The organism is Streptomyces sp. JLBT605, from assembly GCF_058215555.1.
In genome coordinates, this window is the sequence record NZ_CM177087.1 from 5,330,368 (window position 1) to 5,353,936 (window position 23,569).

The following is a 23,569-nucleotide window of genomic DNA, read 5'->3' on the forward strand; positions in this document are numbered from 1 at the left end:
CGGCGCATGTACCGACGCAGTGAAACGCAACGAGGGAGCACAGCGATGACGGCCGAGCTGGTCCGCGGGCAGAACCACCCACTGCCTCAGACCCGTTTGGAAATCCGGGTCTCGGCGGCCAAACCGGTCGTGGCCGGAGCGACGCTCGGCGACGAGCACGGCACGGTGCGGGGGGCGGAATGGGTCGCTCACCCGGCCGCCCCGCAACTCCCCGGCATCGAGGTGTCCAAGCAGGCCGCGGCCGAGCACCGACTCGCCGTCGACCTCGACGCCCTGCCCGAGACGGTCCACCGGGTCAGTGTGCTGCTCGCGCTGCCGACCGACACCGGCGGTCCGGTGCGGTTCGGCGGCCTCCCCGCGCCCTCCGCCACGGTCACCGGTCTCGACGGCACGGGAATCGCCGGCTACACCCTCACCGATCTGGACTCCGAGGCGGCGGTGGTCGCCCTGGAGCTCTACCGCAGGCAAGGCGCCTGGAAGGTGCGAGCGGTGGGCCAGGGGTACGCGGGCGGGCTGGCCGCCATGCTCCAGGACCAGGGGCTGCCGCAGGCCGCCGAACTCGCCGCGCAGATCAATGAGGCCGTCGCCCGTGGGATGGCCCGCTCCGTCGCCCAGCCCCCGCCGCGCGCCGGTGAGGACGGCCGGCTGCGTACGGCGACCGGCAGCGGCGCGGCCGCCGACCCGGCCCCGGCGGACCAGCAGCCGACCGGCGCGGTGTCCCCCGCCGCGGTTCAGCCCACCGGCGGACCGGTCAACTACCAGCACCCGGGCCGCCGTACCTCCGCACCGCCCGCCCCCGCCCCCGAGGTGCCCGCCGCCCCGCCCGGACAGCCCGCGCCCCCGGTCGCCGGCGACGCCTCCGGCTGGACCATGGAGGAGCGGCTCTACAACCAGGTCTGGGGCATGTTCGAGGACCTGGCCCGCACGACCGCGGCCTACCGCAGCGCCGTCGACTTCGCCGAGTCCCGGATGGAGCAGGAGCTGGACCGGGTGCTGTCCGACCCGCGCACCCGGGTCGGCCCGGCGGCCGACGCCGCGCGCTCCGAGGCAAGCGGCAAGCACGACCAGCTCGTGGAGCAGGCCCGCGCCGCTTTCGACCGGGACGTGGCCCAGCTGGTGGCCGAGTCGGAGGTCGTCGAGCCGGCGCTGCCGCCCGCCTACGCCGGCTGGGGCAGCCCCGTCTGGCACGCCTACCAGGTGCCCATGGAGATGCCGATGGCGATGCGCCTGGGCGACCTGCATCTCCCCGAGCACACCGACCTGCGGATCCCGATGCTGGTCCGGCTGCCGCTGGAGCGCGGGCTGTGGATCGACAGCGGGCGCGGCGGCTCGGCGGACGCGGCCCTGGCGGACTCGGCCGCGCTGCGCCGGCTGGCCATGGACACCGCGGTGGCGCACGCCGCCCGGCTGCTCGCGGTCTACCCCGCGGGCGAGTTCACCGTCCGGGTGATCGACCCGGCCGGGGCGGCCGCAGCCTCGCTGGAGCCGCTGGTCCGCGCCGGGGTGCTGCCGGAGCCGCCCGCGTCCGGGGCGCAGGGGGTGACCGCGGTGCTGGCCTCCTTGACCCAGCGCGTCGACCTGGTGCAGATGGCCGTCCGCAGCGGCGCCACCGACGCCCTGCCGCCGGATCTGGACCTCGCCCAACAGCTCCTCATCGTCAACGACTTCCCGCACGGCTTCGATGACCGGGCCGTCACCCAGCTGCGGTATCTGGCGGATGAGGGGCCGTCGGTCGGCGTGCACCTGATGATGGTGGCCGACCGGGAGGACGCACGGGCCTATGGGCCGGTGCTGGACCCGCTGTGGCGCGCGCTGCTGCGGATCACTCCGGTCGCCGACGACCATCTCGCCGATCCCTGGGTCGGCCATGCCTGGACGTACGAGCCGTCGCTGGCCCCGCAAGGCAGCCAGGTGCTGCATCAGGTGCTGGCGCAGGTGGCCCGAGCCAGGCAGGAATATGGCGGCTGATCAGGCCTTTTAGATTCCTCTTTACTCTTCCTTGGGTATTCCTGTACTCTTCTTTACGCGGAGGGGAGTACTCCTACGCGGCGTGCCCGTCACCACGGACCGGAACCGGTCCCGGGGCGCCGGCCCGTGGCATGAGCGCGGGTGGAAGAGACCTCCGGCAGCGACGACGCTGAATTTGCCGTACGAATGCCGGAGGACCAGTGGACGTTTCCTGGACGCTGTGGGTGCTGACCATCGTCGGTCTGTGCGCCCTCATCGCCGTCGACTTCTTCATCGGCGGCCGCAAACCGCATGAGGTCTCCCTCAAGGAGGCCGGGATCTGGACCGCGGTCTGGGTCGCACTCGCCGGACTCTTCGGACTCGGGCTGCTGCTCTTCGCGGGCAGCCAGCCCTCCGGCGAGTTCTTCGCGGGCTTCATCACCGAGAAATCGCTGAGCGTCGACAACCTCTTCGTCTTCGTCCTGATCATGGCGAAGTTCGCGGTGCCCACGGTCTATCAGCAGCGCGTGCTGATGGTCGGTGTGCTCATCGCCCTGGTGCTGCGCGCGATATTCATCGGTGCCGGCGCCGCGATCATCTCGACCTTCGCCTGGGTCTTCTACATCTTCGGCGCCTTCCTGATCTGGACGGCCTGGAAGCTCATCCAGGAGGCACGAGCCGAGGAGGAAGACGAGGAGTTCGAAGAGAACCGCTTCCTGAAGATGGTCGAGAAGCGCTTCCCGTCGACCGACAAGTACCAGGGCACCAAGCTGTTCGTCGTGGAGAACGGCAAGCGCCTGATGACGCCGATGCTGGTCGTCATGCTGGCGATCGGCACCACGGACGTCCTCTTCGCGCTCGACTCCATACCCGCGATCTTCGGCCTCACCCAGGACCCGTACATCGTCTTCACCGCCAACGCCTTCGCGCTGATGGGCCTGCGTCAGCTGTACTTCCTCATCGGCGGACTGCTCAAGAAGCTCGTCCACCTCTCGTACGGCCTGTCGGTGATCCTCGGCTTCATCGGTGTGAAGCTGGTGCTGCACGCGCTGCACGAGTCCGGGGTGCACGTCCCCGAGATCAGCATCCCGGTCTCGCTGGGCGTCATCTGCCTGGTGCTCGCGATCACCACGGTCACCAGCCTCTACGCCTCCAGGAAGCAGGCCGCCCAGGCGGTGGCCGAGGAGGCCGCCGAGGCCGGCCCCGGCGCCCGGGAGAAGGCCGGCGTCGACGCCTGACACGTCGGCCGGGCGCCCCGCGCGGCGGGGTGCCCGGCTGTCAGGCCGCCGCCTCCTCGGCCTCCACCGCCCGCAGCAGGCGGCCGTTGGTGTCCGGCAGGCAGGCGAAGCAGCCCAGGCTGAGCAGCGCCACACCGGTCAGGTAGGCGGCCACGCCCCACGGCGGTCCGCTGCCGTGCGACAGCGAGGTCGCCAGGATCGGGGTGAGGGCGCCGCCCAGCACCCCGGCCAGGTTGTAGCCCACCGCGGCACCGGTGCAGCGCACCCGCGGCTCGTACAGCTCCGGAAGATACGCGCCGGTGACCGCGATGGTGGGGGAGAAGGCGAGCAGCGCGCCGAGGAAGCCGATGAACATCGGCAGCGGCTCCCCGGTCCGCAACAGCGCGACGAGCGGGAACGTCCACAGCACGGTGGCGGCGCAGCCGGCCAGGCACAGCGTCCGACGCCCCAGGCGGTCACCGAGGTGTGCGAGCACCGGTGTCACCGCCCCGCTGACGGCGACGGCCGCCATGATGCAGCCGAGCATCACCGTGCGGCTGGCTCCCAGCCGCTCCGTGCCGTACGCCAGCGACCAGGTCGTCACCGTGTAGAACACCGCGTAGCCGAAGGCCACGCCGCCCGCCGTGAGCAGCACCAGCCGCCAGTGCGTGCGCACCACCTCGGCCAGCGGCGCCGTGGCGCGCTCGCCGCGCTCGGCGAGCTCCTGGAACTGCGGTGTCTCGGCCAGCTGGGAGCGGAGCAGCAGCCCGGTGGCGGCCAGTACTCCGGCGGCCCAGAACGGCACCCGCCAGCCCCACTCCCGGAACTGCGCGTCGGTCAGGGCACCGGAGAGCGCCAGCAGCAGGCCGTTGGCCAGCAGGAATCCCACCGGCGGGCCCATCTGCGGGAACGCTGCCCACAGTCCGCGCCGCCGGGCCGGCGCGTGCTCGGTGGCCAGGAGCACGGCACCGCCCCATTCGCCGCCGAGACCCAGTCCTTGCAGGAAGCGCAGCAGGGTCAGCAGCACCGGCGCGGCGATGCCGATGCTGTCGTAGGTGGGCACCAGTCCGACCGCGACGGTCGCGAGGCCGGTGAGCAGCAGTGAGGCGATCAGAACCGGCCGCCGCCCGTGCCGGTCGCCGATGTGGCCGAAGAGCACGGAGCCCAGCGGACGGGAGACGAAGCCGACGGCGAAGGTGCCGAAGGCGGCCAGCGTGCCCGCCAGCGGTGAGAAGTCCGGGAAGAACAGCGGGCCGAAGACCAGCGCCGCGGCGCTCCCGTAGACGAAGAAGTCGAAGAACTCGATGGCTGTGCCGACCAGGGACGCGGCGGCGAGGCGCGTCATGGACGGCGAGTGATCGTCGCGCATGAAGCACCAACCCCGGCCGCCCGGCCCCGGTTACGGGGCGTGCGGAAGCGGCGGGGTGTGCGCCCAGGGCGGGTGCCGCGAGCGAGCGGGCGCGGGGCCAGGTGCCGGGCGCCCGCTCGGTCAGGCCCTGGTCACCAGCCGCGTTCGCGCCATTCGCCCAGGTGGGGACGCTCGGCGCCCAGCGTGGTGTCATCGCCGTGACCGGGGTAGACCCAGGTCTCGTCGGCCAGGACGAAGAGCTTGGACTCCACGTCGTCGATGAGGCTGGCGAACGCCTTCGGGTCCTTGTGGGTGTTGCCCACGCCGCCCGGGAAGAGGCAGTCCCCGGTGAACACGTGCGGATGGCCGTGCGGGTCGTCGTAGACCAGCGCGATGCTGCCCGGTGTGTGTCCCACCAGGTGGCGGGCGGTGAGCTCGACTCGCCCGACGCGGATCGTGTCACCGTCCTCGACCAGCACGTCGGTCGGCACCGGGATGCCCTCGGCGTCGTACCGGCCGGCGTAGGTGCGGGCCCCCGTCGCTTCCACGACCTCCCGCAGCGCCCCCCAGTGGTCGGGATGCCGGTGGGTGGTGACGACGGAGGCGATGCCGCTGTCGCCGATCAGCGTCAGCAGCGTGTGGGGCTCGGCCGCGGCGTCGATCAGCAACTGCTCATCGGTCGCGCGGCAGCGCAACAGATAGGCGTTGTTGTTCATCGGGCCGACCGCGACCTTCGAGATCATCAGGTCGGGCAACTCGTGCACCTCGGCCGGGCCGCCGACCGTCACAGCTCCGCTGTACGTCATGATCTCAGCCTAGCGGCGGGAGCTGGGGGAGCGGGCCGCCGTCGCAGACCAGCCCGGTGCCGTCGGAGCGTCCGGTGAGCCAGCCCAGCAGCGCCACGGGGGAGCCGGCGACCGTCAGGCGCGGGCCGCCGTCGCCGCCGGTGGTGCGCTCCTGCCCGTCCTCGCCGCGCAGCACCAGGGCGGGGACGTCCGGGTGCCCGGCGAACTTCCCCTGGGCGAGGAAGTCGATCTCCTGGGCCACGAACTCGGCGGGCAGGTCGGCCAGGGTGTAGCCGATGTTCAGGTCGACGTGGTGCAGCTCGACCTCCACCAGCCTGCGGAACGGCAGCCGCGCGGCCCGCTCGGTCACCCCGTTGCGCATGGCCACCTCGTACGACCAGCGCTCCCGGGGGAGGGCAGCGGCCGCCGTGTTGAACCGGAAGGCGCTGGTGCGCAGGTCGTCGAGGTGGACGGCGAGCGGCCGGCCGGCGTCCCGGGCGATGTCGGCGTTGCGGGCGTCGTCGCTCGCGTACATCGGGGTGACCACGTCGGTGCGTGCCCAGGTGAGCAGGTTGGTGAGGGCATCGGCGTTACGGGCCAGGTGACCCAGGATGTGGCCGCGGGTCCAGCCGGGGAGCAGGGACGCCTCGGTGACGGCGGCCTCATCGAGCCCGGCCACGGCGGTGAGCAGCCGGTCGGTGGCTCCCTGTACAGCGGAAGCATCGTGTGCGAAGTCACTCATGCCCTGACCGTAATGCCTCCACCACACGTTCGGGTGAAGCCGGCTGACTTCCCCCGCAAATCGAATGTGCGTGCTATAGGCTCGGAGTGCTGCATCCTTGAAAGACATCGCCGTACCGGCCCATACCCTGGGTCGGGGGGCTTCGCTCCGTGCCGTCCGCGTCATGCGAACAGCCGACGCGGTACAGCGCGGCCCAGCAGGAGCCCGGCGCACCCCACACGTCCTCCAGAAAGGTGCCGACCGGCGTGGCCGACCGTCTCATCGTCCGTGGCGCTCGCGAGCACAACCTCAAGAACGTCTCGCTCGACCTTCCCCGCGACTCCCTCATCGTCTTCACCGGACTTTCGGGGTCGGGCAAGTCCTCCCTCGCGTTCGACACGATCTTCGCCGAGGGGCAGCGCCGCTACGTCGAGTCGCTCTCCTCTTACGCCCGGCAGTTCCTGGGCCAGATGGACAAGCCCGATGTCGACTTCATCGAGGGCCTGTCCCCCGCTGTCTCCATCGACCAGAAGTCCACCTCGCGCAATCCGCGCTCCACGGTCGGCACCATCACGGAGGTCTACGACTACCTCCGGCTGCTGTTCGCCCGGATCGGCAAGCCGCACTGCCCCGAGTGCCGGCGGCCGATCGCCCGGCAGTCCCCGCAGGCCATCGTGGACAAGGTCCTGGAACTCCCCGAGGGCAGCCGCTTCCAGGTGCTGTCACCGCTGGTCCGCGAGCGCAAGGGCGAGTTCGTCGACCTCTTCGCCGATCTTCAGACCAAGGGCTACAGCCGGGCCCGGGTGGACGGTCAGACCATCCACCTGGCGGAGCCGCCCACGCTGAAGAAGCAGGAGAAGCACACCATCGAGGTCGTCGTCGACCGCCTCACCGTCAAGGACAGCGCCAAGCGGCGGCTGACCGACTCGGTGGAAACCGCGCTGGGGCTCTCGGGCGGCATGGTGATCCTCGACTTCGTCGATCTCGACGAGGACGATCCGCAGCGCGAGCGGATGTTCTCCGAGCACCTCTACTGCCCGTATGACGACCTGTCCTTCGAGGAGCTGGAGCCGCGCTCCTTCTCCTTCAACTCGCCCTTCGGCGCCTGCCCGGAGTGCACCGGCATCGGCACGCGCATGGAGGTCGACCCGGAGCTGATCGTCCCGGACGAGGACCGCACCCTGGACGCGGGCGCGATCCACCTCTGGTCGCACGGTCACACCAAGGACTACTTCGGCCGCCTGGTCGGGGCGCTCGCCGACGCCCTCGGCTTCCGCACCGACATCCCCTGGGCCGGGCTGCCGCAGCGGGCCAAGAAGGCCCTGCTGTACGGGCACAAGACGCAGATCGAGGTGCGCTACCGCAACCGGTACGGCCGCGAGCGGGCCTACACCACCGCCTTCGAGGGCGCCGTGCCGTTCGTCAAGCGGCGCCACTCGGAGGCGGAGAGCGACTCCAGCCGGGAGCGCTTCGAGGGCTATATGCGCGAGGTGCCCTGCCCCACCTGCGAGGGCACCCGGCTCAAGCCGATCGTCCTCGCGGTCACCGTGCAGGAGCGGTCGATCGCGGAGGTCTCCGCGATGTCGATCAGCGAGTGCGCGGACTTCCTGCGCGGCATGAAGCTCAACGCCCGTGAGAAGAAGATCGCCGAGCGGGTGCTCAAGGAGGTCAACGAGCGGCTGCGGTTCCTGGTCGACGTCGGACTGGACTACCTCTCGCTCAACCGCGCGGCGGGCACCCTCTCCGGCGGCGAGGCCCAGCGCATCCGGCTTGCCACCCAGATCGGCTCGGGCCTCGTCGGCGTGCTCTACGTGTTGGACGAGCCGTCGATCGGCCTGCACCAGCGGGACAACCACCGGCTCATCGAAACCCTGGTGCGGCTGCGCGACCTGGGCAACACGCTGATCGTCGTCGAGCACGACGAGGACACCATCAAGACCTCCGACTGGGTCGTGGACATCGGCCCCGGCGCGGGCGAGCACGGCGGCAAGGTGGTGCACAGCGGTCCGCTCGCGGAGCTGCTGAGCAACGAGGAGTCGATGACCGGGCAGTACCTGTCCGGGAAGAAGGAGATCGCGCTGCCGGCGGGCCGGCGCCCGGTGGACCCGGATCGGCAGCTGACCGTGCACGGCGCCCGGGAGAACAACCTCCAGGACATCGACGTGTCCTTCCCGCTGGGCGTGCTGACCGCGGTCACCGGCGTCTCCGGCTCCGGGAAGTCCACCCTGGTCAACGACATCCTCTACACCCACCTGGCTCGGGAGCTGAACGGCGCCCGCTCGGTCCCCGGCCGCCACACCCGGGTGGACGGCGACGACCTGGTCGACAAGGTCGTGCACGTCGACCAGTCGCCCATCGGCCGTACTCCCCGGTCGAACCCGGCCACCTACACCGGGGTCTTCGACCATGTGCGCAAGCTCTTCGCCGAGACCATGGAGGCGAAGGTCCGCGGCTATCTGCCCGGTCGCTTCTCCTTCAACGTCAAGGGCGGCCGCTGCGAGAACTGCGCGGGCGACGGCACCATCAAGATCGAGATGAACTTCCTGCCGGATGTGTACGTGCCGTGCGAGGTCTGCCACGGTGCCCGCTACAACCGGGAGACCCTGGAGGTGCACTACAAGGGCAAGTCCATCGCCGAGGTGCTGGACATGCCCATCGAGGAGGCGCTCGACTTCTTCGAGGCGGTCCCGACCATCTCCCGTCATCTGCGCACGCTCAACGAGGTCGGGCTCGGCTATGTCCGGCTCGGCCAGTCCGCGCCGACCCTCTCCGGTGGCGAGGCGCAGCGCGTCAAGCTCGCCAGCGAGCTGCAGAAGCGGTCGACGGGCCGTACGGTCTACGTGCTCGACGAGCCGACCACCGGCCTGCACTTCGAGGACATCAGCAAGCTGATCAAGGTGCTCTCCGGGCTGGTCGACAAGGGCAACACCGTGATCGTCATCGAGCACAACCTCGATGTGATCAAGACGGCCGACTGGGTTCTGGACATGGGCCCGGAGGGCGGCAGCGGCGGTGGCCTGGTCATCGCCGAGGGCACCCCGGAGCAGGTGGCCGCGGTCCCGGCCAGCCACACGGGCAAGTTCCTGCGCGAGCTGCTGGGCGACCGGGTGAGCGACGCGGTGGTGCCCGCGGCCCGCAAGAAGCCCGGCACCAAGGCCGCGGCGAAGAAGACGGCGGCCAGGAAGACCGCGGCGAAGTCGGTCAACTCCACCGCGGTCCCGAAGGCGGCCTCGGCGACGACACCGACCGCCAAGAAGGCCGCCGCCCGGACCCGCCGGGCCTGAGGGCTCCGGCTCCCGGGCCGGTCGGACTCGGGCTGACGGCCAGGGTCCGCCGAGGCTGACAGCCAGGGTCCGCGGAGGCCGGCGGCATCTGCCGCCGGCCGCGCCCGGCTCGGGTGCCCGGCCCGCGCCGGCGGGTCCGCAACGCCGCCGGGGCCCGCCGGCCCGGGCCGCTCCGGCGGCGTCCGGCGGGCAGGGGCCGGGGCGGATCGCCTCGGACAGGCGTGCCTCAGGCGGGGAGTTCCGTGGGGTAGGGCGGCTGGGCGCCGGGCCGGGAGCAGGTGACGGCCGCGGCGCGGGCCGCGAACCGCAGCACGTCCCGCCAGGCGTCCTCGTCCAGTGCGGCGGCGGCCTCCGGGGAGAGGGCGTCGTGGGCGGCGAACCGGTGCAGAAGGGCCGCGTTGACGGTGTCGCCCGCGCCGATCGTGTCCACGACCGCCACCGGCTCGCCCGGGACGCTCAAGCGGAGACCGCCCCGGGTCAGCACGCTCAGCCCGTCCCCGCCCCGGGTGAGCACCACCGCCGCGGGCCCGGCGGCCAGCCATCCCTCCACGGCGTCCACGAGGTGAGCCTCGTCCTCGGCGGCGGCCAGCCAGCGCGCGTCCTCGACCGAGAGCTTGACCAGGCTCACATCCGGCAGCCAGGAGTGGAAGCGGGCCCGGTAGGCGGCCGGGTCGGGGATGAGACCGACACGGACGTTCGGGTCGAGCGCGGTGAGGAGACCTCGCCGCGCCTCCCGCCGCAGCAGTGCCTCGTAGGCGGTGGCGCCGGGCTCCAACACGAGTGAGCAGGTGCCGAAGGAGACCGCCGAGGCCCCCTCCGGCAAGGCGGCGGGCAGTGCGAAGAGCCGGTCCGCCGTCCCCTCGGCGTAGAAGCCGTAACCCGCCGAGCCGTCCGACCCGATGGCCGCGACGGCGAGCGTGGTGGGCTCCGGGCCGCGCTGTACCAGGGAGACGTCCACCCCGTCGGCCAGTAGTCCGGCCAGCAGGGCCTCGCCGAAGGCGTCGGTCGAGACCCGGGAGCAGAAGGCGACCGGGGAGCCGAGCCGCCCCAGCGCCAGGGCGGTGTTGTACGGTCCGCCGCCGCGCCGTGGCAGTAGCGCGGGCAGGTCGCCGCCTCTGGCCGGAGAGGGGCCGCCGCCCGCCGGGGCGGGGGCCGGCACCAGATCCATCAGCGCTTCTCCGGCGACGACGATCACCAGCCGTGGTCCTTTCCGTCGATCCCGCGGGCCTCGTCGAGTCCTACGGGGCTCCGTCGATCCTGCGGGGCCCGCCGACCCAGCGGGGCTCCGTCGGTCCTGCTGGGCGGCCGCCGGGTACCTCCGCGCGCGCCCGCCCCTTTTGGAGCCGGAACGTATCCCATCGCGGTGGCCGCGTAAACGCTCAGGCGGCTGGTCGGGGAGGGCGGCCGGCGCCGGGTACCGTCAGGCGGTAGCGGCGCGACACCCAGCGCCACCAGGAACGATGTCTGGGAGAAACACCATGAGCAGCCAGCAGCCCGCCCGCCGAACCGTGTTGCGAGGGGCCGCACTGGCCCCGGTCGCCGGTCTCGGAGCCGCCGCCTGCTCGCCCGCCGACGGCAAGCAGGGTCCCGCGACGCCGACCGCACCGGTCGACCTCGGTGCGCCCGACGCCGTGCCGGTCGGCGGCACCAAGATCTACCGCGAGGACCGGGTTCTGGTGACCCAGGTGGCGGAGGGCGAGTACAAGGCGTTCAGCGCGGTGTGCACGCACAAGCAGTGCGTGCTGAACGGGCTGGACGGCGACAGGGTGACCTGCTCCTGCCACGGCAGTGCCTTCGACGCGCGGACCGGCAAGGTGCTGCAGGGCCCGGCGAGTGCCCCGCTGCCGCCGGTTCCGGTGCGCACCGAGGGCGGGAAGCTCGTCGTCGGCCCCGAGGCCTGACGACAGCCCTCCGACCCCCGCCCCGGCCCCGGCAGCGCCCGTCCCACAGGCGTGCTCAGGACCAGTCCCAGCCGATGCCCAGGATGCCGGGGCCGATGTCGCGCTCGACGACGTGCACCACGCGGTGCTGGCCGCTCAGGGTCAGGTCGCGCTGGTCGGTGCGCGGTGCGGTGGGGGAGGCGCGGACGAAGCGGCGGCAGCGCACCGGCAGGGCCGCCTCGTCGAAGCGCACCTGGAGCACGTACTGCCCGCCGGCGAAGCTGAAGCTGCGGACGTACTCGTCGCACGGCTCGCCGGTGCCGTGCTCGAAGCCGTAGCCGAAGAGGTAGGTGTCCCCGGGACGCAGCCGCGCGTCGAAGAGCAGCTCCGCGACGACCAGGCCCGCCTCCTGGTGGCGGCGCACCCGGCCCAGCCGGCAGTTCTCGTTGGCGTGCACGACGACCGTGGCCGGGTCGCAGCCCGGTTCCCCGGTGTGGATGGCCAGATAGCGGTCGATGCCGTCCCGGTGCGCGCGCACCACGTGCTGGGAGTCGCGCGCCCGCAGCTCCCGGCCCGCGCCGACGTACACCCGCTCCAGATGCCAGACGGTGTGCAGGCCGCCGTCCGCGGGCGACTCCAGGTCGGCGAGCAATTCCTCCAGTGCCTCGGCCTCCTCCACCAGGGACCGGTACGAGCGGCCCGCGGGGCGCTCGGGCTGGGTTCGGAAGCCCGGCTCCAGCAGCCGGGTCAGCGCGTCCACCGGGAGCTCCAGGACCTCCTCCAGCGCCCGCACCGCCCGCAGTGACTCCGCCCGCTGGGGCCGCCGCGCGCCCTGCTGCCAGTAACTCAGGCTGGTCACCCCGACCTTGATGCCACGCTGCGCGAGCCGGTGCTGCACCCGGTGCAGGGCGAGGCCGCGTGCGGCGAGCGCGGCCCGCAGGGCCAGGTGGAAGGGGCCGGTGCGCAGCGCCCGTGCCAACTCCGCCTCGGCCGTGGCCGAGTGCGCGGTGACCTGCCGCATGCCCCGCTCCTTTGTGAACTTTCACGGACGGCCCGGGGGAGCGGTGAACCCTCCAGGACTCTTTTCCGTCATCCGAAGCCATATTTCGTTCACATCCGGTGGAAGACGTTCACACCCCGATGTTATTGCGCATTCAAGCGTGTTGACCCGCCCCCGACAACACCCGATGCTCCTCCCCAACGCCCGGACGCGTACCCCCCCCAACGTCCGGACGCGCACCCCCCAACGCACAACCCCCCACCCCCACGGCGGCCTGCCGGTGCACAGCGGGCCGCCGCCCCCCCCACGCATTCCTCACTCCCCACTTCACACCGTCATCACGGGAGGAACGCCATGCCACTCGTTCCACGCATGCCTCGCGCCGGACGATCACGCGGCAGACGACTGTCCATAGCCGCGGCCGCCGTCGCCGCGCTGCTCGCCCTTCCCGCCACGGCCGCGAGCGCGGCCGGCGAGGGCGCCGACCACACCACGGGCACCCGGAGCGGCTCCGTCGCGACCAGCTACAACGTGCTCGACATCGACATGCAGGCGCAGCAGAAGACCAACTGGTGCTGGGCCGCGTCCGGGAACACCATCGCCACCTGGTACGGGCGGAACTACTCGCAGAATCAGTTCTGCAACGCCGCCTTCAACCGCACCCAGGGCTACGACTGCCCCAACAACCAGGCCACCCTGGGCAATGTGCAGACCGCGCTGCGCTGGGCGGGCATCAGCCCCGGCTCCTACGTCAACGGCTGGCTCCGCTACTCGACCGTGCAGAGCGAGATCAACGCCGACCGCCCGATCGAGACCCGCATCCAGTGGTCCTCCGGCGGCGGCCACATGCACGTAGTGTACGGCTACGACACGTCCCAGAGCTGGGTCTACTGGGGCGACCCGTGGCCCGACAACTACCGTTACAACTGGGCTTCGCACGACTGGTACGTCAACAACGGCGAATTCTCCTGGACCCACTCGCTCTACCGGATCGGGGCGTGACGAAAGTGACCATCGTCAACACCGCCCGCGCGGCCTCCCTGGCCGCCGTCGCCACCGCCCTGATAGCCCTCGCCGCGCCCACCGCGTCCGCCACCGACGCCCCGGCGGCCCCCAAGGCGCCCAGCGCCACCGCCGTCGACGGCGCCCGGGACGCGGCCACCGCGCGCACCACCATCGACACGCTCTCCCGGTTCTTCGCCCGGGACGGCGCGGTCAGCAAGCGCGCCGCGGCCCCGCGGATCGAGGGCGCGACCGTGCCCGTGTACACCCTCTCCCCGGCCTTCGTGGCGGCCTCACCGAAGACCGAGGGGGTCGCTCGGACACCCGTCGCGGAGCTGGAGTTCTTCGCCAGCAAGGCCGTCGCCTCGAACGGACAGCAGGCGTCCGTGTGGTCGGTGCGGCAGGGCGGCTCCTTCCGGGTGGTGAACATCGCCACCGGCGCCGACGAGACGCTGTTCGCGGCCAAGGGGGCCAAGAAGCTGAAGGGCGGCACGGTCTTCCGGGAGCCGCAGATCGACGCCTGGTACGTGCAGCGCGGCTCCCGCGTCCTGCCGCTCGACCCGGACGCCACCAAGGCGATCGGCGCCCGGGGCACCACCGTCCGGGCCTACCAGCAGCGGGTCCACGACGCCTACGGTGACAAGCTGCCCGGCTCGGCCTACGCCAAGAAGGGCAAGGCCGGTGGCTTCCCCCTGGCCGGGCCCGGGGCCCGGCCGGACGGCGCGAAGCCGCAGGCGGCGGGGGCCGAGGGAAGTGAGCCGCTGCTGACCGCGACCTCCACCGTCGCGGGCGCGGGCGCGCTGGCCGCCCTCGGGCTGTGCGGCGCGGCGGCGCTGCGCGCACGGCGGCGCTGAGTCTCCCGCCGAGCCGGGCGCGGAGCACCTCCACGCGCCGGCCGGTGCCCCGGCGGCGGGTCCCGCCGGGGCACCGGCCGATACGCCGCCGGGGCTCCGGCCCTGAGCGGTCCCCGGGATCGCTCCCGGGGACCGCTCAGGGGTCGATCCGGGTCCGTTCGGGGTCCGTTCCGGGGCCCCACTGTCACCGCCCGCCAGTAGGGTGGTGACCATGGCCGACCCCAGCAGTTACCGACCCAAGCCGGGACAGATCCCCGACTCGCCGGGGGTCTACAAGTTCCGCGACGAGCACGGCCGGGTGATCTACGTCGGAAAGGCGAAGAGCCTGCGCCAGCGGCTCTCCTCGTACTTCCAGGACGTGGCGAACCTCCACCCGCGCACCCGCACCATGGTCACCACGGCCGGGTCCGTCGAATGGACCGTGGTCTCCACCGAGGTCGAGGCGCTGCAGCTCGAATACTCCTGGATCAAGGAGTTCGACCCCCGGTTCAACGTCAAGTACCGCGACGACAAGAGCTATCCCTCGCTCGCCGTCACCCTCAACGAGGAGTTCCCGCGCGTCCAGGTGATGCGCGGCCCCAAGAAGAAGGGCGTGCGCTACTTCGGCCCGTACGCCCACGCCTGGGCGATCCGCGAGACCGTCGACCTGATGCTGCGCGTCTTCCCCGTGCGGACCTGCTCCGCCGGGGTGTTCAAGCGCTCCGCGCAGATCGGCCGCCCCTGCCTGCTGGGATACATCGGCAAGTGCTCCGCGCCCTGCGTGGGCCGGGTCACCCCCGAAGAGCACCGCGAACTCGCCGAAGACTTCTGCGATTTCATGGCCGGCCGTACCGGCACCTACCTGCGCCGCCTCGAGGAGCGGATGCACCAGGCCGCCGAGGAGATGGAGTACGAGCGGGCCGCCCGGCTGCGCGACGACATCGGAGCGCTCAAACGGGCCATGGAGAAGAACGCCGTCGTGCTCGCCGACGCCACCGACGCCGACCTGATCGCCGTCGCCGAGGACGAGCTGGAAGCCGCCGTGCAGATCTTCCACGTGCGCGGCGGTCGGGTGCGCGGCCAGCGCGGGTGGGTCACCGACAAGGTCGAGGCGGTGGACACCGCCGGCCTGGTCGAGCACGCCCTCCAGCAGCTGTACGGCGAGGAGGAAGGCGACGCCGGCCACGGCCGCGGAAGCGGCGGCGTGCCCAGGGAAGTGCTGGTCCCCGCCCTGCCCGACCCGGTCGAACCGCTCGCCCAGTGGCTCAGCACACGCCGCGGCGCCCGCGTCGACCTGCGCATACCGCAGCGTGGCGACAAGAAGGACCTGATGGCCACGGTCCAGCGCAACGCCCAGCAGGCGCTGGTGCTGCACAAGACCAAGCGCGCCTCCGACCTGACCACCCGCTCCCGCGCCCTGGAGGAGATCGCCACCGCCCTGGAGCTGGACTCCGCCCCGCTGCGCGTCGAGTGCTTCGACATCTCCCACCTTCAGGGTGAGGACGTCGTGGCCTCGATGGTCGTCTTCGAGGACGGACTGGCCCGGAAGAACGAGTACCGCCGCTTCCAGATCAAGTCGTTCGCCGGGCAGGACGACGTCCGCTCCATGCACGAGGTGGTCAGCCGCCGCTTCCGCCGCTACCTCCAGGAGAAGCAGAAGACGGGGGAGTGGCAGGAGGAGGACGCCCCCGAGGCGACCGCCGGTCCCATCGGCGAGGACGGCAGGCCGAAGAAGTTCGCCTACCCGCCGCAGCTGGTGGTGGTCGACGGCGGCGCCCCGCAGGTCGCCGCCGCCCAGCGGGCGCTGGACGAGCTGGGCATCGACGACGTCGCGGTCTGCGGACTCGCCAAGCGCCTGGAGGAGGTCTGGCTGCCCGGCGAGACCGACCCGGTGGTGCTCCCCCGCAGCAGCGAGGGCCTCTACCTCCTCCAGCGCGTCCGGGACGAGGCGCACCGCTTCGCCATCAGCTACCAGCGCACCAAGCGCGCCAAGTCCATGAAGGCCGGGCCGCTGGACACCGTCCCGGGGCTCGGCGGCAGCCGGCGCCAGGCGCTGCTCAAGCACTTCGGCTCGCTCAAGCGGCTGCGGGCAGCCACCATCGAGGAGATCTGCGAGGTCCCCGGCATCGGCCGCAAGACGGCCGAGACCGTCGCCGCCGCCCTCGCGCAGGCGGCTCCGGCCGCCCCGGCGGTGAACACCGCCACAGGAGAGATCATTGAGGATGAGGCCGCCCCGGCGGCGTCGTCATCGACACGGGGGACGAGATCATGAACGAGCATGGAAACGACGGAGACGGAGCACAGGTGAGTTTGGGCACGACCGGCACGAACGGAGAGGCGTCCGACGCGACGGCCATCCCCGAGCTGGTGATCATCTCCGGGATGTCCGGGGCGGGCCGCAGTACCGCCGCGAAATGTCTGGAAGACCTCGGCTGGTTCGTCGTCGACAACCTCCCGCCGGCCCTGATCCCCACCATGGTGGACCTCGGCGCCCGCTCGCAGGGCAACGTGGCCCGCATCGCCGTGGTGGTGGACGTCCGCGGCCGCCGCTTCTTCGACAACCTCCGCGAGTCCCTGGCCGACCTGGAGGCCAAGAACGTCAAGCGGCGGGTGCTGTTCCTGGAGGCGTCCGACGAGGCCCTGGTCCGGCGTTTTGAGTCCGTCCGGCGCCCGCACCCGCTGCAGGGCGACGGCCGGATCGTGGACGGCATCGCCGCCGAGCGCGACCTGCTGCGCGAGCTGCGCGGCGACGCCGACCTGGTGATCGACACCTCCAGCCTCAACGTCCACGAGCTGCGCGCCAAGATGGACGCCCAGTTCGCCGGCGACGAGGAGCCGGAGCTGCGCGCCACAGTGATGTCCTTCGGCTACAAGTACGGCCTGCCCGTCGACGCCGACCTGGTCGTGGACTGCCGCTTCCTGCCCAATCCGCACTGGGTCCCCGAGCTGCGCCCCTTCACCGGCCTCAACGAGGAGGTGTCCGGTTACGTCTTCAACCAGCCGGGTGCCAAGGAGTTCCTCGACCGGTACGCCGAGCTGCTCCAGCTGATCGCCGCCGGCTACCGCCGCGAGGGCAAGCGCTATGTGACCATCGCGGTCGGCTGCACCGGCGGCAAGCACCGCAGCGTCGCCATGTCCGAGCGGCTCGCCGCCCGGCTGGCCGCCGAAGGGGTGGAGACCGTCGTCGTCCACCGCGACATGGGGCGCGAGTGAGCCACCCGCCCACCCGCACCCGGCGTCTGCGGCGGCTGGTCGGCGGCCGCAGCGGCCGAGGTGCGCAGCCCAAGGTCGTCGCGCTCGGCGGTGGCATGGGCCTGTCCGCCTCCCTCGCGGCGCTGCGCCGTATCACCGGCGACCTCACCGCCGTCGTCACCGTGGCCGACGACGGCGGCTCCAGCGGCCGGCTCCGTGACGAGCTGGGCGTGCTGCCCCCCGGTGATCTACGCAAGGCGCTGGCCGCGCTGTGCGGTGACGACGACTGGGGCCAGACCTGGTCCCGGGTCATCCAGCACCGCTTCGCCAGCGAGGGCGAGCTGCACGGCCACGCCGTCGGCAACCTGCTGATCGTCGCCCTGTGGGAGCAGCTGGGCGACCACGTGAAGGCGCTCGACCTGGTCGGCAAGCTGCTGGGCGCGCACGGCCGGGTACTGCCGATGTCCGCGGTGCCGCTGGAGCTGCAGGCTCTGGTGCGCGGCCACGACCCGGAGCGCCCGGGCGATATCTCCACCGTCCGGGGCCAGGCCACCGTGGCGCTCACCCCCGGTGAGGTGCAGTCGGTGCACCTGGTGCCGGAGGACCCGCCCGCCGTTCCGGAGGCCGTCGCCGCGGTGCTGGACGCCGACTGGGTGGTGCTCGGCCCCGGCTCCTGGTTCTCCTCGGTCATCCCGCACCTGCTGGTGCCCGAGCTGCTGGATGCGCTGGTGGAGACCAAGGCCCGGCGGGTGCTCTCGCTCAACCTCGCGCCGCAGCCCGGCGAAACCGAGGGCTTCTCTCCGCAGCGTCATTTGGAGGTTTTGGCCCGACACGCCCCTAAACTCGCCTTCGACGTGGTGCTGGCCGACGCGGCAGCCGTGCCTGACCAGAGCAGCCTGCGCGACGCCGCCAAGCGGCTTGGCGGCACGGTCGAGCTGGCCCCCGTGGCGGCACCCGACGGTGCTCCCCGGCACGACCCGGAGCTGCTGGCCGCCGCGTACGACCGTATTTTTCGGATGCATGGAAGGATCGGCCCATGGCGATGACGCCAGCGGTGAAGGACGAAATCTCCCGGCTTCCCGTCACCCGGACCTGCTGCCGGAAGGCGGAGGTCTCGGCGATCCTGCGGTTCGCGGGCGGACTGCACCTGGTCAGCGGACGCATCGTGATCGAGGCGGAGCTGGACACCGGCATCGCCGCCCGGCGGCTGCGCAAGGACATCCTGGAGATCTTCGGCCACTCCTCGGACCTGGTGGTGATGGCGCCCGGCGGGCTGCGCCGCGGCAGCCGGTACGTCGTGCGGGTGGTCGCCGGCGGCGACCAGCTGGCCCGCCAGACCGGCCTGGTCGACGGCCGCGGCCGCCCCATCCGCGGGCTGCCGCCGCAGGTCGTCTCCGGCGCCACCTGCGACGCCGAGGCCGCCTGGCGCGGCGCCTTCCTGGCGCACGGCTCGCTCACCGAGCCCGGCCGCTCCTCGTCGCTGGAGGTGACCTGCCCGGGCCCCGAAGCCGCCCTCGCGCTGGTCGGCGCGGCCCGCCGGCTCCAGATCGCGGCCAAGGCGCGCGAGGTGCGCGGTGTTGACCGCGTCGTCGTCCGGGACGGCGACGCGATCGGCGCCCTGTTGACCCGGCTCGGCGCCCATGAGTCGGTGCTCGCCTGGGAGGAGCGGCGGATGCGCCGCGAGGTGCGGGCCACCGCCAACCGCCTGGCCAACTTCGACGACGCCAACCTGCGCCGCTCCGCGCGGGCGGCCGTCGCCGCGGGCGCCCGCGTGCAGCGCGCCCTGGAGATCCTCGGCGACGAGGTGCCCGAGCACCTGGCCGCGGCCGGGCGGCTGCGCATGGAGCACAAGCAGGCATCGCTGGAGGAACTGGGCGCGCTCGCCGACCCGCCGCTGACCAAGGACGCGGTGGCGGGCCGCATCCGCCGGCTGCTGGCGATGGCCGACAAGCGGGCGCAGGACCTCGGCGTCCCGGGTACCGAGTCCAACCTGACCGAGGAGATGGCCGAAGGCATGGTCGGCTGAGTCGCCGCCGGGCTGGGGTGTTCACTTTGTGTGACCAACGATGAGCGGCGGCGCGGCGCGAACCACCCGTCGGGGACCGCGGAGCGCTGCTGTCAATGTCACGTACGTCTCGTGCAGGCGGTAGGGTCGGAGGCGGTCGGGGACATTCCATACAGCCCGCCGGCTTCCAGACCGGCACACCAACGAGGAGATCGGTTCGTGACGATCCGCGTAGGCATCAACGGCTTTGGCCGTATCGGTCGGAACTACTTCCGCGCGCTCCTGGAGCAGGGCGCGGACATCGAGATCGTCGGAGTCAACGACCTTACCGACAACGCCACCCTGGTCCACCTGCTGAAGTACGACACCATCCTGGGTCGTCTGAAGCAGGACGTCAGCCACACGGAAGACTCGATCACCGTCGGTAGCCAGACCTTCAAGACGATGGCCGAGCGCGACCCGGCGCAGCTCCCCTGGGGCGAGCTCGGTGCCGACATCGTCATCGAGTCCACCGGCATCTTCACCAAGCGCGAGGACGCCGCCAAGCACCTCGCCGCCGGTGCGAAGAAGGTCATCATCTCGGCTCCGGCCAAGAACGAAGACATCACCATCGTGATGGGTGTCAACCAGGACAAGTACGACGCGGCCAATCACCACGTCATCTCCAACGCCTCCTGCACCACCAACTGCGTGGCGCCGATGGCCAAGGTTCTCGACGAGAACTTCGGCATCGTCAAGGGCATGATGACGACGGTCCACGCGTACACCAACGACCAGCGCATCCTGGACTTCCCGCACTCCGACCTGCGTCGCGCCCGCGCCGCGGCGGAGAACATCATCCCGACCTCGACCGGTGCCGCCAAGGCCACCGCCCTGGTCCTCCCGCAGCTCAAGGGCAAGCTGGACGGCATCGCGATGCGCGTCCCGGTGCCCACCGGTTCGGTCACCGACCTGGTTCTCGAGCTCGACCGCGAGACCACCAAGGAAGAGATCAACGCCGCCTTCCAGAAGGCGGCCGAGGGTCAGCTCAAGGGCATCCTGGACTACACCGAGGACGCCATCGTCTCCTCGGACATCGTCAACTGGCCGGCCTCCTGCACCTTCGACTCCTCCCTGACCATGGTCCAGGGCAAGCAGGTCAAGGTCGTCGGCTGGTACGACAACGAGTGGGGCTACTCCAACCGCCTGGTCGACCTGACCGCCTTCGTGGGCGGCCAGCTCTGAGCCTGATCCGGCATGAGCGTCTGAGCCTGATCCGGAAACGAGCGGCAATTTCGATGTGAGCGACGGGGCTCGCGCAGCGCACAGCGCGCCGCACGAGCCCCGCCGTTTGTCTCGGTTTGTCCCCGACCGACCCGTCGTAAGGAGTTCACTGCCATGAAGACCATCGAGGAACTCGAGGTCTCCGGGCGGCGCGTGTTCGTCCGCGCCGACCTCAACGTCCCGCTCGAGGGAGACACCATCACCGACGACGGCCGGATCCGCGCCGTCGCGCCGACCATCGCCAAGCTGGCGGCGGCCGGCGCCAAGGTGATCGTCGCCTCCCACCTGGGCCGCCCCAAGGGCGCCCCGGACCCGCAGTTCTCGCTTCAGCCGGTCGCCCAGCGGCTCGGTGAGATCCTCGGCAAGCCGGTCGCCTTCGCGACCGACACCGTGGGGGACAGCGCGAAGGCCACCGTCGCCGCTCTCGGCGACGGCGAGGTCACGCTGCTGGAGAACCTCCGCTTCAACGCCGGCGAGACAGCCAAGGACGACGCCGAGCGCGGCGCCTTCGCCGACCGGCTGGCCGCGCTCGCGGACCTCTACGTGGGCGACGGCTTCGGCGCGGTGCACCGCAAGCACGCCTCCGTCTACGACCTCCCGGCCCGGCTTCCGCACGCCGCGGGTGGCCTGATCGCCACCGAGGTCGGCGTCCTCAAGAAGCTCACCGAGGATGTGCAGCGGCCGTACGTGGTGGTGCTCGGCGGCGCCAAGGTCTCCGACAAGCTCGGTGTGATCGACCACCTGCTGGAGAAGGCCGACCGCATCCTCATCGGCGGCGGCATGGGATACACCTTCCTCAAGGCCCTGGGCCACGAGGTCGGCATCTCGCTGCTCCAGGAGGACCAGATCCCGGCGGTCAAGGAGTACCTGGCGCGGGCCAAGGAGCGCGGTGTGGAGTTCGTGCTCCCCGTCGACGTCCTGGTCTCCCCCGAGTTCCCGGACCTGAAGACCAAGGCCCCGGCGAACCCGACGGTCGTCCCGGTCGACGCCATCCCGGCCGACCAGGAGGGACTGGACATCGGCCCGGAGACCCGGAAGCTGTACGCCGCCAAGCTCGCCGACGCGGCCACCGTCTTCTGGAACGGCCCGATGGGCGTCTTCGAACACCCCGACTACGCTGGCGGCACCAAGGAGGTCGCCCAGGCGCTCCTCGACAGCCCTGCCTTCACCGTGGTCGGTGGCGGCGACTCGGCCGCGGCCGTGCGCATCCTGGGCTTCGATGAGTCCGCTTTCGGTCATATTTCGACCGGTGGTGGCGCCAGCCTTGAATACCTTGAGGGCAAGACCCTCCCCGGCCTCGCCGCACTGGAGGACTGAACACCGTGAGTGACCGCATTCCGCTGATGGCGGGCAACTGGAAGATGAACCTCAACCACCTTGAGGCCATCGCACACGTCCAGAAGCTCGCCTTCGCGCTCGCCGACAAGGACTACGAGGCCGTCGAGGTCGCGGTCCTGCCGCCCTTCACCGACCTGCGGTCGGTGCAGACGCTGGTCGACGGCGACAAACTGAAGATCAAGTACGGCGCCCAGGACATCTCGGCGCAGGAATCCGGTGCCTACACCGGTGAGGTCTCCGGCGCGATGCTCGCCAAGCTCGGCTGCACCTACGTCGCGGTCGGGCACTCCGAGCGCCGGCAGTACCACAACGAGACCGACGAGCTGTGCAACGCCAAGGTCAAGGCGGCGTTCAAGCACGGCCTCACCCCGATCCTCTGCGTCGGCGAGGGCCTGGACATCCGCAAGGCGGGCGACCAGGTCGCGTACACCCTCGCGCAGATCGACGGCGGCCTGAAGGACATCCCGGCCGAGCAGGCCGAGACCATCGTCATCGCCTACGAGCCGGTCTGGGCGATCGGCACCGGCGAGGTCGCCACCCCCGAGGACGCGCAGGAGGTCTGCGGAGCGATCCGCGGCCGCCTCGCCGAGCTGTACTCCCAGGAGCTGGCCGACAAGGTCCGGATCCAGTACGGCGGCTCGGTCAAGTCGGGGAACGTCGCGGCGATCATGGCCCAGCCGGACGTGGACGGCGCGCTGGTCGGTGGCGCGGCGCTGGACGCGGACGAGTTCGTGAAGATCGTCCGGTTCCGGGACCAGTAAGAACCCCCGGCCACCGCGACGATCAGTGGCTATGACGACGGGTACTCTCCGTCGTACTCTGTCGGGGCCGGAGCGGCGCGGGAGCGCCCTTCCGGCCCCGACGCTATTCTTCAGGTTTGCTCAGTTTCGTCAGTTCCTGCACCCGAGAGAGTTGGTCCAGCCGTGGTCATGGGGTTCTCGATCGCCCTCATCATCTTCAGCGTTCTGTTGATGATGCTGGTGCTCATGCACAAGGGGAAGGGCGGAGGGCTGTCCGACATGTTCGGTGGCGGCATGCAGTCCTCCGTGGGTGGTTCCTCGGTCGCGGAGCGTAACCTCGACCGGATCACCATCGTGGTGGGCCTGCTGTGGTTCGCCTGCATCGTGGTGCTCGGTCTGCTGATGAAGCTCGACTAACTGACGTACCGTTATAGACGCGGCCCACATGGGGGCGGCGTCCTCGGCGGCGGGTGTGGTAACTCCTGTCACTGGACGCGCGTTGGGCCTTACGTAGACTGGGGCGCCCGCAGCGGAGCTGTTCTCAACGCTTCGCGGCACCATCACGCAGGGAGTTACGACCGTGGCAAGTGGCAACGCGATCCGAGGAAGTCGGGTTGGAGCGGGGCCGATGGGAGAAGCGGAGAGAGGCGAGTCAGCGCCGCGCCTCCGCATCTCCTTCTGGTGCTCGAACGAGCACGAGACTCAGCCGAGCTTCGCCAGCGATGCGCAGATCCCGGACACCTGGGACTGCCCCCGCTGCGGCCTCCCGGCCGGGAAGGACCGGGAGAATCCGCCGGGCGCGCCGCGCACCGAGCCCTACAAGACGCACCTCGCGTATGTACGGGAGCGGCGGAGCGACGCCGACGGCGAGGCGATTCTCGCTGAGGCCCTCGCCAAGCTCCGCGGTGAGATCTAGCGGATCCGATACGCACAGCGCGATCACGGCCCGTCCGGGCACCCTCCTGGGTGCACGGACGGGCCGTTGCCGTATCCGGCGTGACTCTCGGGAAGCGA

Annotated in this window: 20 protein-coding genes; 15 read left to right on the forward strand and 5 right to left on the reverse strand. The window is 71.4% G+C overall.

Annotation, left to right across the window (positions count from 1 at the left end; genetic code table 11):
• The first annotated feature begins 45 nt into the window (after positions 1–45).
• Together AC4BDD_RS23245 and AC4BDD_RS23250 are read left to right on the forward strand one after the other, a co-directional pair.
• Positions 46–1,968 (forward strand): TerD family protein, encoded by a 1,923-nt coding sequence (locus AC4BDD_RS23245; RefSeq protein WP_490687397.1) that lies wholly within the window; start codon positions 46–48, stop codon positions 1,966–1,968.
• A gap of 200 nt (positions 1,969–2,168) precedes the next feature.
• Positions 2,169–3,185, forward strand: a complete 1,017-nt coding sequence (locus AC4BDD_RS23250; RefSeq protein WP_490687398.1) for a TerC family protein — start codon at positions 2,169–2,171, stop codon at positions 3,183–3,185.
• Positions 3,186–3,225: 40 nt separating this feature from the next.
• On the opposite strand, the gene AC4BDD_RS23255 is transcribed toward AC4BDD_RS23250, so the two are convergent.
• From AC4BDD_RS23255 to AC4BDD_RS23265, 3 genes are all read right to left on the reverse strand, one after another.
• Positions 3,226–4,509: an MFS transporter gene (locus AC4BDD_RS23255; RefSeq protein WP_490691908.1), complete on the reverse strand. Its 1,284-nt coding sequence runs from the start codon at positions 4,507–4,509 to the stop codon at positions 3,226–3,228.
• Between the two features lie 155 nt (positions 4,510–4,664).
• Positions 4,665–5,318, reverse strand: a complete 654-nt coding sequence (locus AC4BDD_RS23260) for an MBL fold metallo-hydrolase (RefSeq protein ID WP_490687399.1) — start codon at positions 5,316–5,318, stop codon at positions 4,665–4,667.
• Between the two features lie 4 nt (positions 5,319–5,322).
• Complete coding sequence (locus tag AC4BDD_RS23265) at positions 5,323–6,039, reverse strand: maleylpyruvate isomerase family mycothiol-dependent enzyme (protein WP_490687400.1); 717 nt, start codon at positions 6,037–6,039, stop codon at positions 5,323–5,325.
• Between the two features lie 245 nt (positions 6,040–6,284).
• Between AC4BDD_RS23265 and uvrA the strand changes: the two genes are divergently transcribed.
• On the forward strand, positions 6,285–9,302 hold the full coding sequence (gene uvrA, locus AC4BDD_RS23270; RefSeq protein ID WP_490687401.1) for an excinuclease ABC subunit UvrA: 3,018 nt from the start codon (positions 6,285–6,287) through the stop codon (positions 9,300–9,302).
• 226 nt (positions 9,303–9,528) lie between these two features.
• Here the strand turns inward: uvrA and AC4BDD_RS23275 are convergent, their stop codons facing one another.
• Positions 9,529–10,497 (reverse strand): carbohydrate kinase family protein, encoded by a 969-nt coding sequence (locus AC4BDD_RS23275; protein WP_490687402.1) that lies wholly within the window; start codon positions 10,495–10,497, stop codon positions 9,529–9,531.
• 283 nt (positions 10,498–10,780) lie between these two features.
• Here AC4BDD_RS23275 and AC4BDD_RS23280 point away from each other — a divergent pair, with 283 nt between their 5' ends.
• Positions 10,781–11,203 carry a Rieske (2Fe-2S) protein gene (locus tag AC4BDD_RS23280; protein ID WP_490687403.1) on the forward strand — a complete coding sequence of 141 codons (423 nt, stop codon included), beginning with the start codon at positions 10,781–10,783 and terminating at the stop codon, positions 11,201–11,203.
• 55 nt (positions 11,204–11,258) lie between these two features.
• Here the strand turns inward: AC4BDD_RS23280 and AC4BDD_RS23285 are convergent, their stop codons facing one another.
• Positions 11,259–12,203 (reverse strand): hypothetical protein, encoded by a 945-nt coding sequence (locus AC4BDD_RS23285; protein WP_490687404.1) that lies wholly within the window; start codon positions 12,201–12,203, stop codon positions 11,259–11,261.
• Positions 12,204–12,536: 333 nt separating this feature from the next.
• On the opposite strand from AC4BDD_RS23285, the gene AC4BDD_RS23290 reads away from it, so the two are divergent.
• The 11 genes from AC4BDD_RS23290 to AC4BDD_RS23340 all read left to right on the forward strand — a co-directional run bounded on the left by AC4BDD_RS23290 (position 12,537) and on the right by AC4BDD_RS23340 (position 23,471).
• Positions 12,537–13,184: a papain-like cysteine protease family protein gene (locus tag AC4BDD_RS23290; protein WP_490687405.1), complete on the forward strand. Its 648-nt coding sequence runs from the start codon at positions 12,537–12,539 to the stop codon at positions 13,182–13,184.
• Complete coding sequence (locus tag AC4BDD_RS23295) at positions 13,181–14,038, forward strand: hypothetical protein (RefSeq protein ID WP_490687406.1); 858 nt, start codon at positions 13,181–13,183, stop codon at positions 14,036–14,038. The genes AC4BDD_RS23290 and AC4BDD_RS23295 overlap by 4 nt, the downstream gene beginning before the upstream one ends.
• A 211-nt stretch (positions 14,039–14,249) precedes the next feature.
• Entirely contained in the window at positions 14,250–16,289 is a 2,040-nt protein-coding gene (gene uvrC / locus AC4BDD_RS23300; protein ID WP_490687407.1) for an excinuclease ABC subunit UvrC, read from the forward strand.
• Complete coding sequence (gene rapZ / locus AC4BDD_RS23305; RefSeq protein ID WP_490687408.1) at positions 16,286–17,230, forward strand: RNase adapter RapZ; 945 nt, start codon at positions 16,286–16,288, stop codon at positions 17,228–17,230. Before uvrC ends, rapZ begins: the two co-directional genes overlap by 4 nt.
• On the forward strand, positions 17,227–18,255 hold the full coding sequence (locus tag AC4BDD_RS23310) for a gluconeogenesis factor YvcK family protein (RefSeq protein ID WP_490687409.1): 1,029 nt from the start codon (positions 17,227–17,229) through the stop codon (positions 18,253–18,255). The genes rapZ and AC4BDD_RS23310 overlap by 4 nt, the downstream gene beginning before the upstream one ends.
• On the forward strand, positions 18,246–19,235 hold the full coding sequence (gene whiA, locus AC4BDD_RS23315; protein ID WP_490687410.1) for a DNA-binding protein WhiA: 990 nt from the start codon (positions 18,246–18,248) through the stop codon (positions 19,233–19,235). Before AC4BDD_RS23310 ends, whiA begins: the two co-directional genes overlap by 10 nt.
• A 198-nt stretch (positions 19,236–19,433) precedes the next feature.
• On the forward strand, positions 19,434–20,438 hold the full coding sequence (gap, locus tag AC4BDD_RS23320; protein ID WP_490687411.1) for a type I glyceraldehyde-3-phosphate dehydrogenase: 1,005 nt from the start codon (positions 19,434–19,436) through the stop codon (positions 20,436–20,438).
• 153 nt (positions 20,439–20,591) lie between these two features.
• On the forward strand, positions 20,592–21,794 hold the full coding sequence (locus tag AC4BDD_RS23325) for a phosphoglycerate kinase (protein ID WP_490687412.1): 1,203 nt from the start codon (positions 20,592–20,594) through the stop codon (positions 21,792–21,794).
• Positions 21,795–21,799: 5 nt separating this feature from the next.
• Positions 21,800–22,576 (forward strand): triose-phosphate isomerase, encoded by a 777-nt coding sequence (gene tpiA, locus AC4BDD_RS23330; RefSeq protein WP_490687413.1) that lies wholly within the window; start codon positions 21,800–21,802, stop codon positions 22,574–22,576.
• Positions 22,577–22,744: 168 nt separating this feature from the next.
• On the forward strand, positions 22,745–22,972 hold the full coding sequence (gene secG / locus AC4BDD_RS23335; RefSeq protein WP_490687414.1) for a preprotein translocase subunit SecG: 228 nt from the start codon (positions 22,745–22,747) through the stop codon (positions 22,970–22,972).
• Between the two features lie 211 nt (positions 22,973–23,183).
• On the forward strand, positions 23,184–23,471 hold the full coding sequence (locus AC4BDD_RS23340; RefSeq protein ID WP_490687415.1) for an RNA polymerase-binding protein RbpA: 288 nt from the start codon (positions 23,184–23,186) through the stop codon (positions 23,469–23,471).
• Positions 23,472–23,569: the final 98 nt, after the last annotated feature.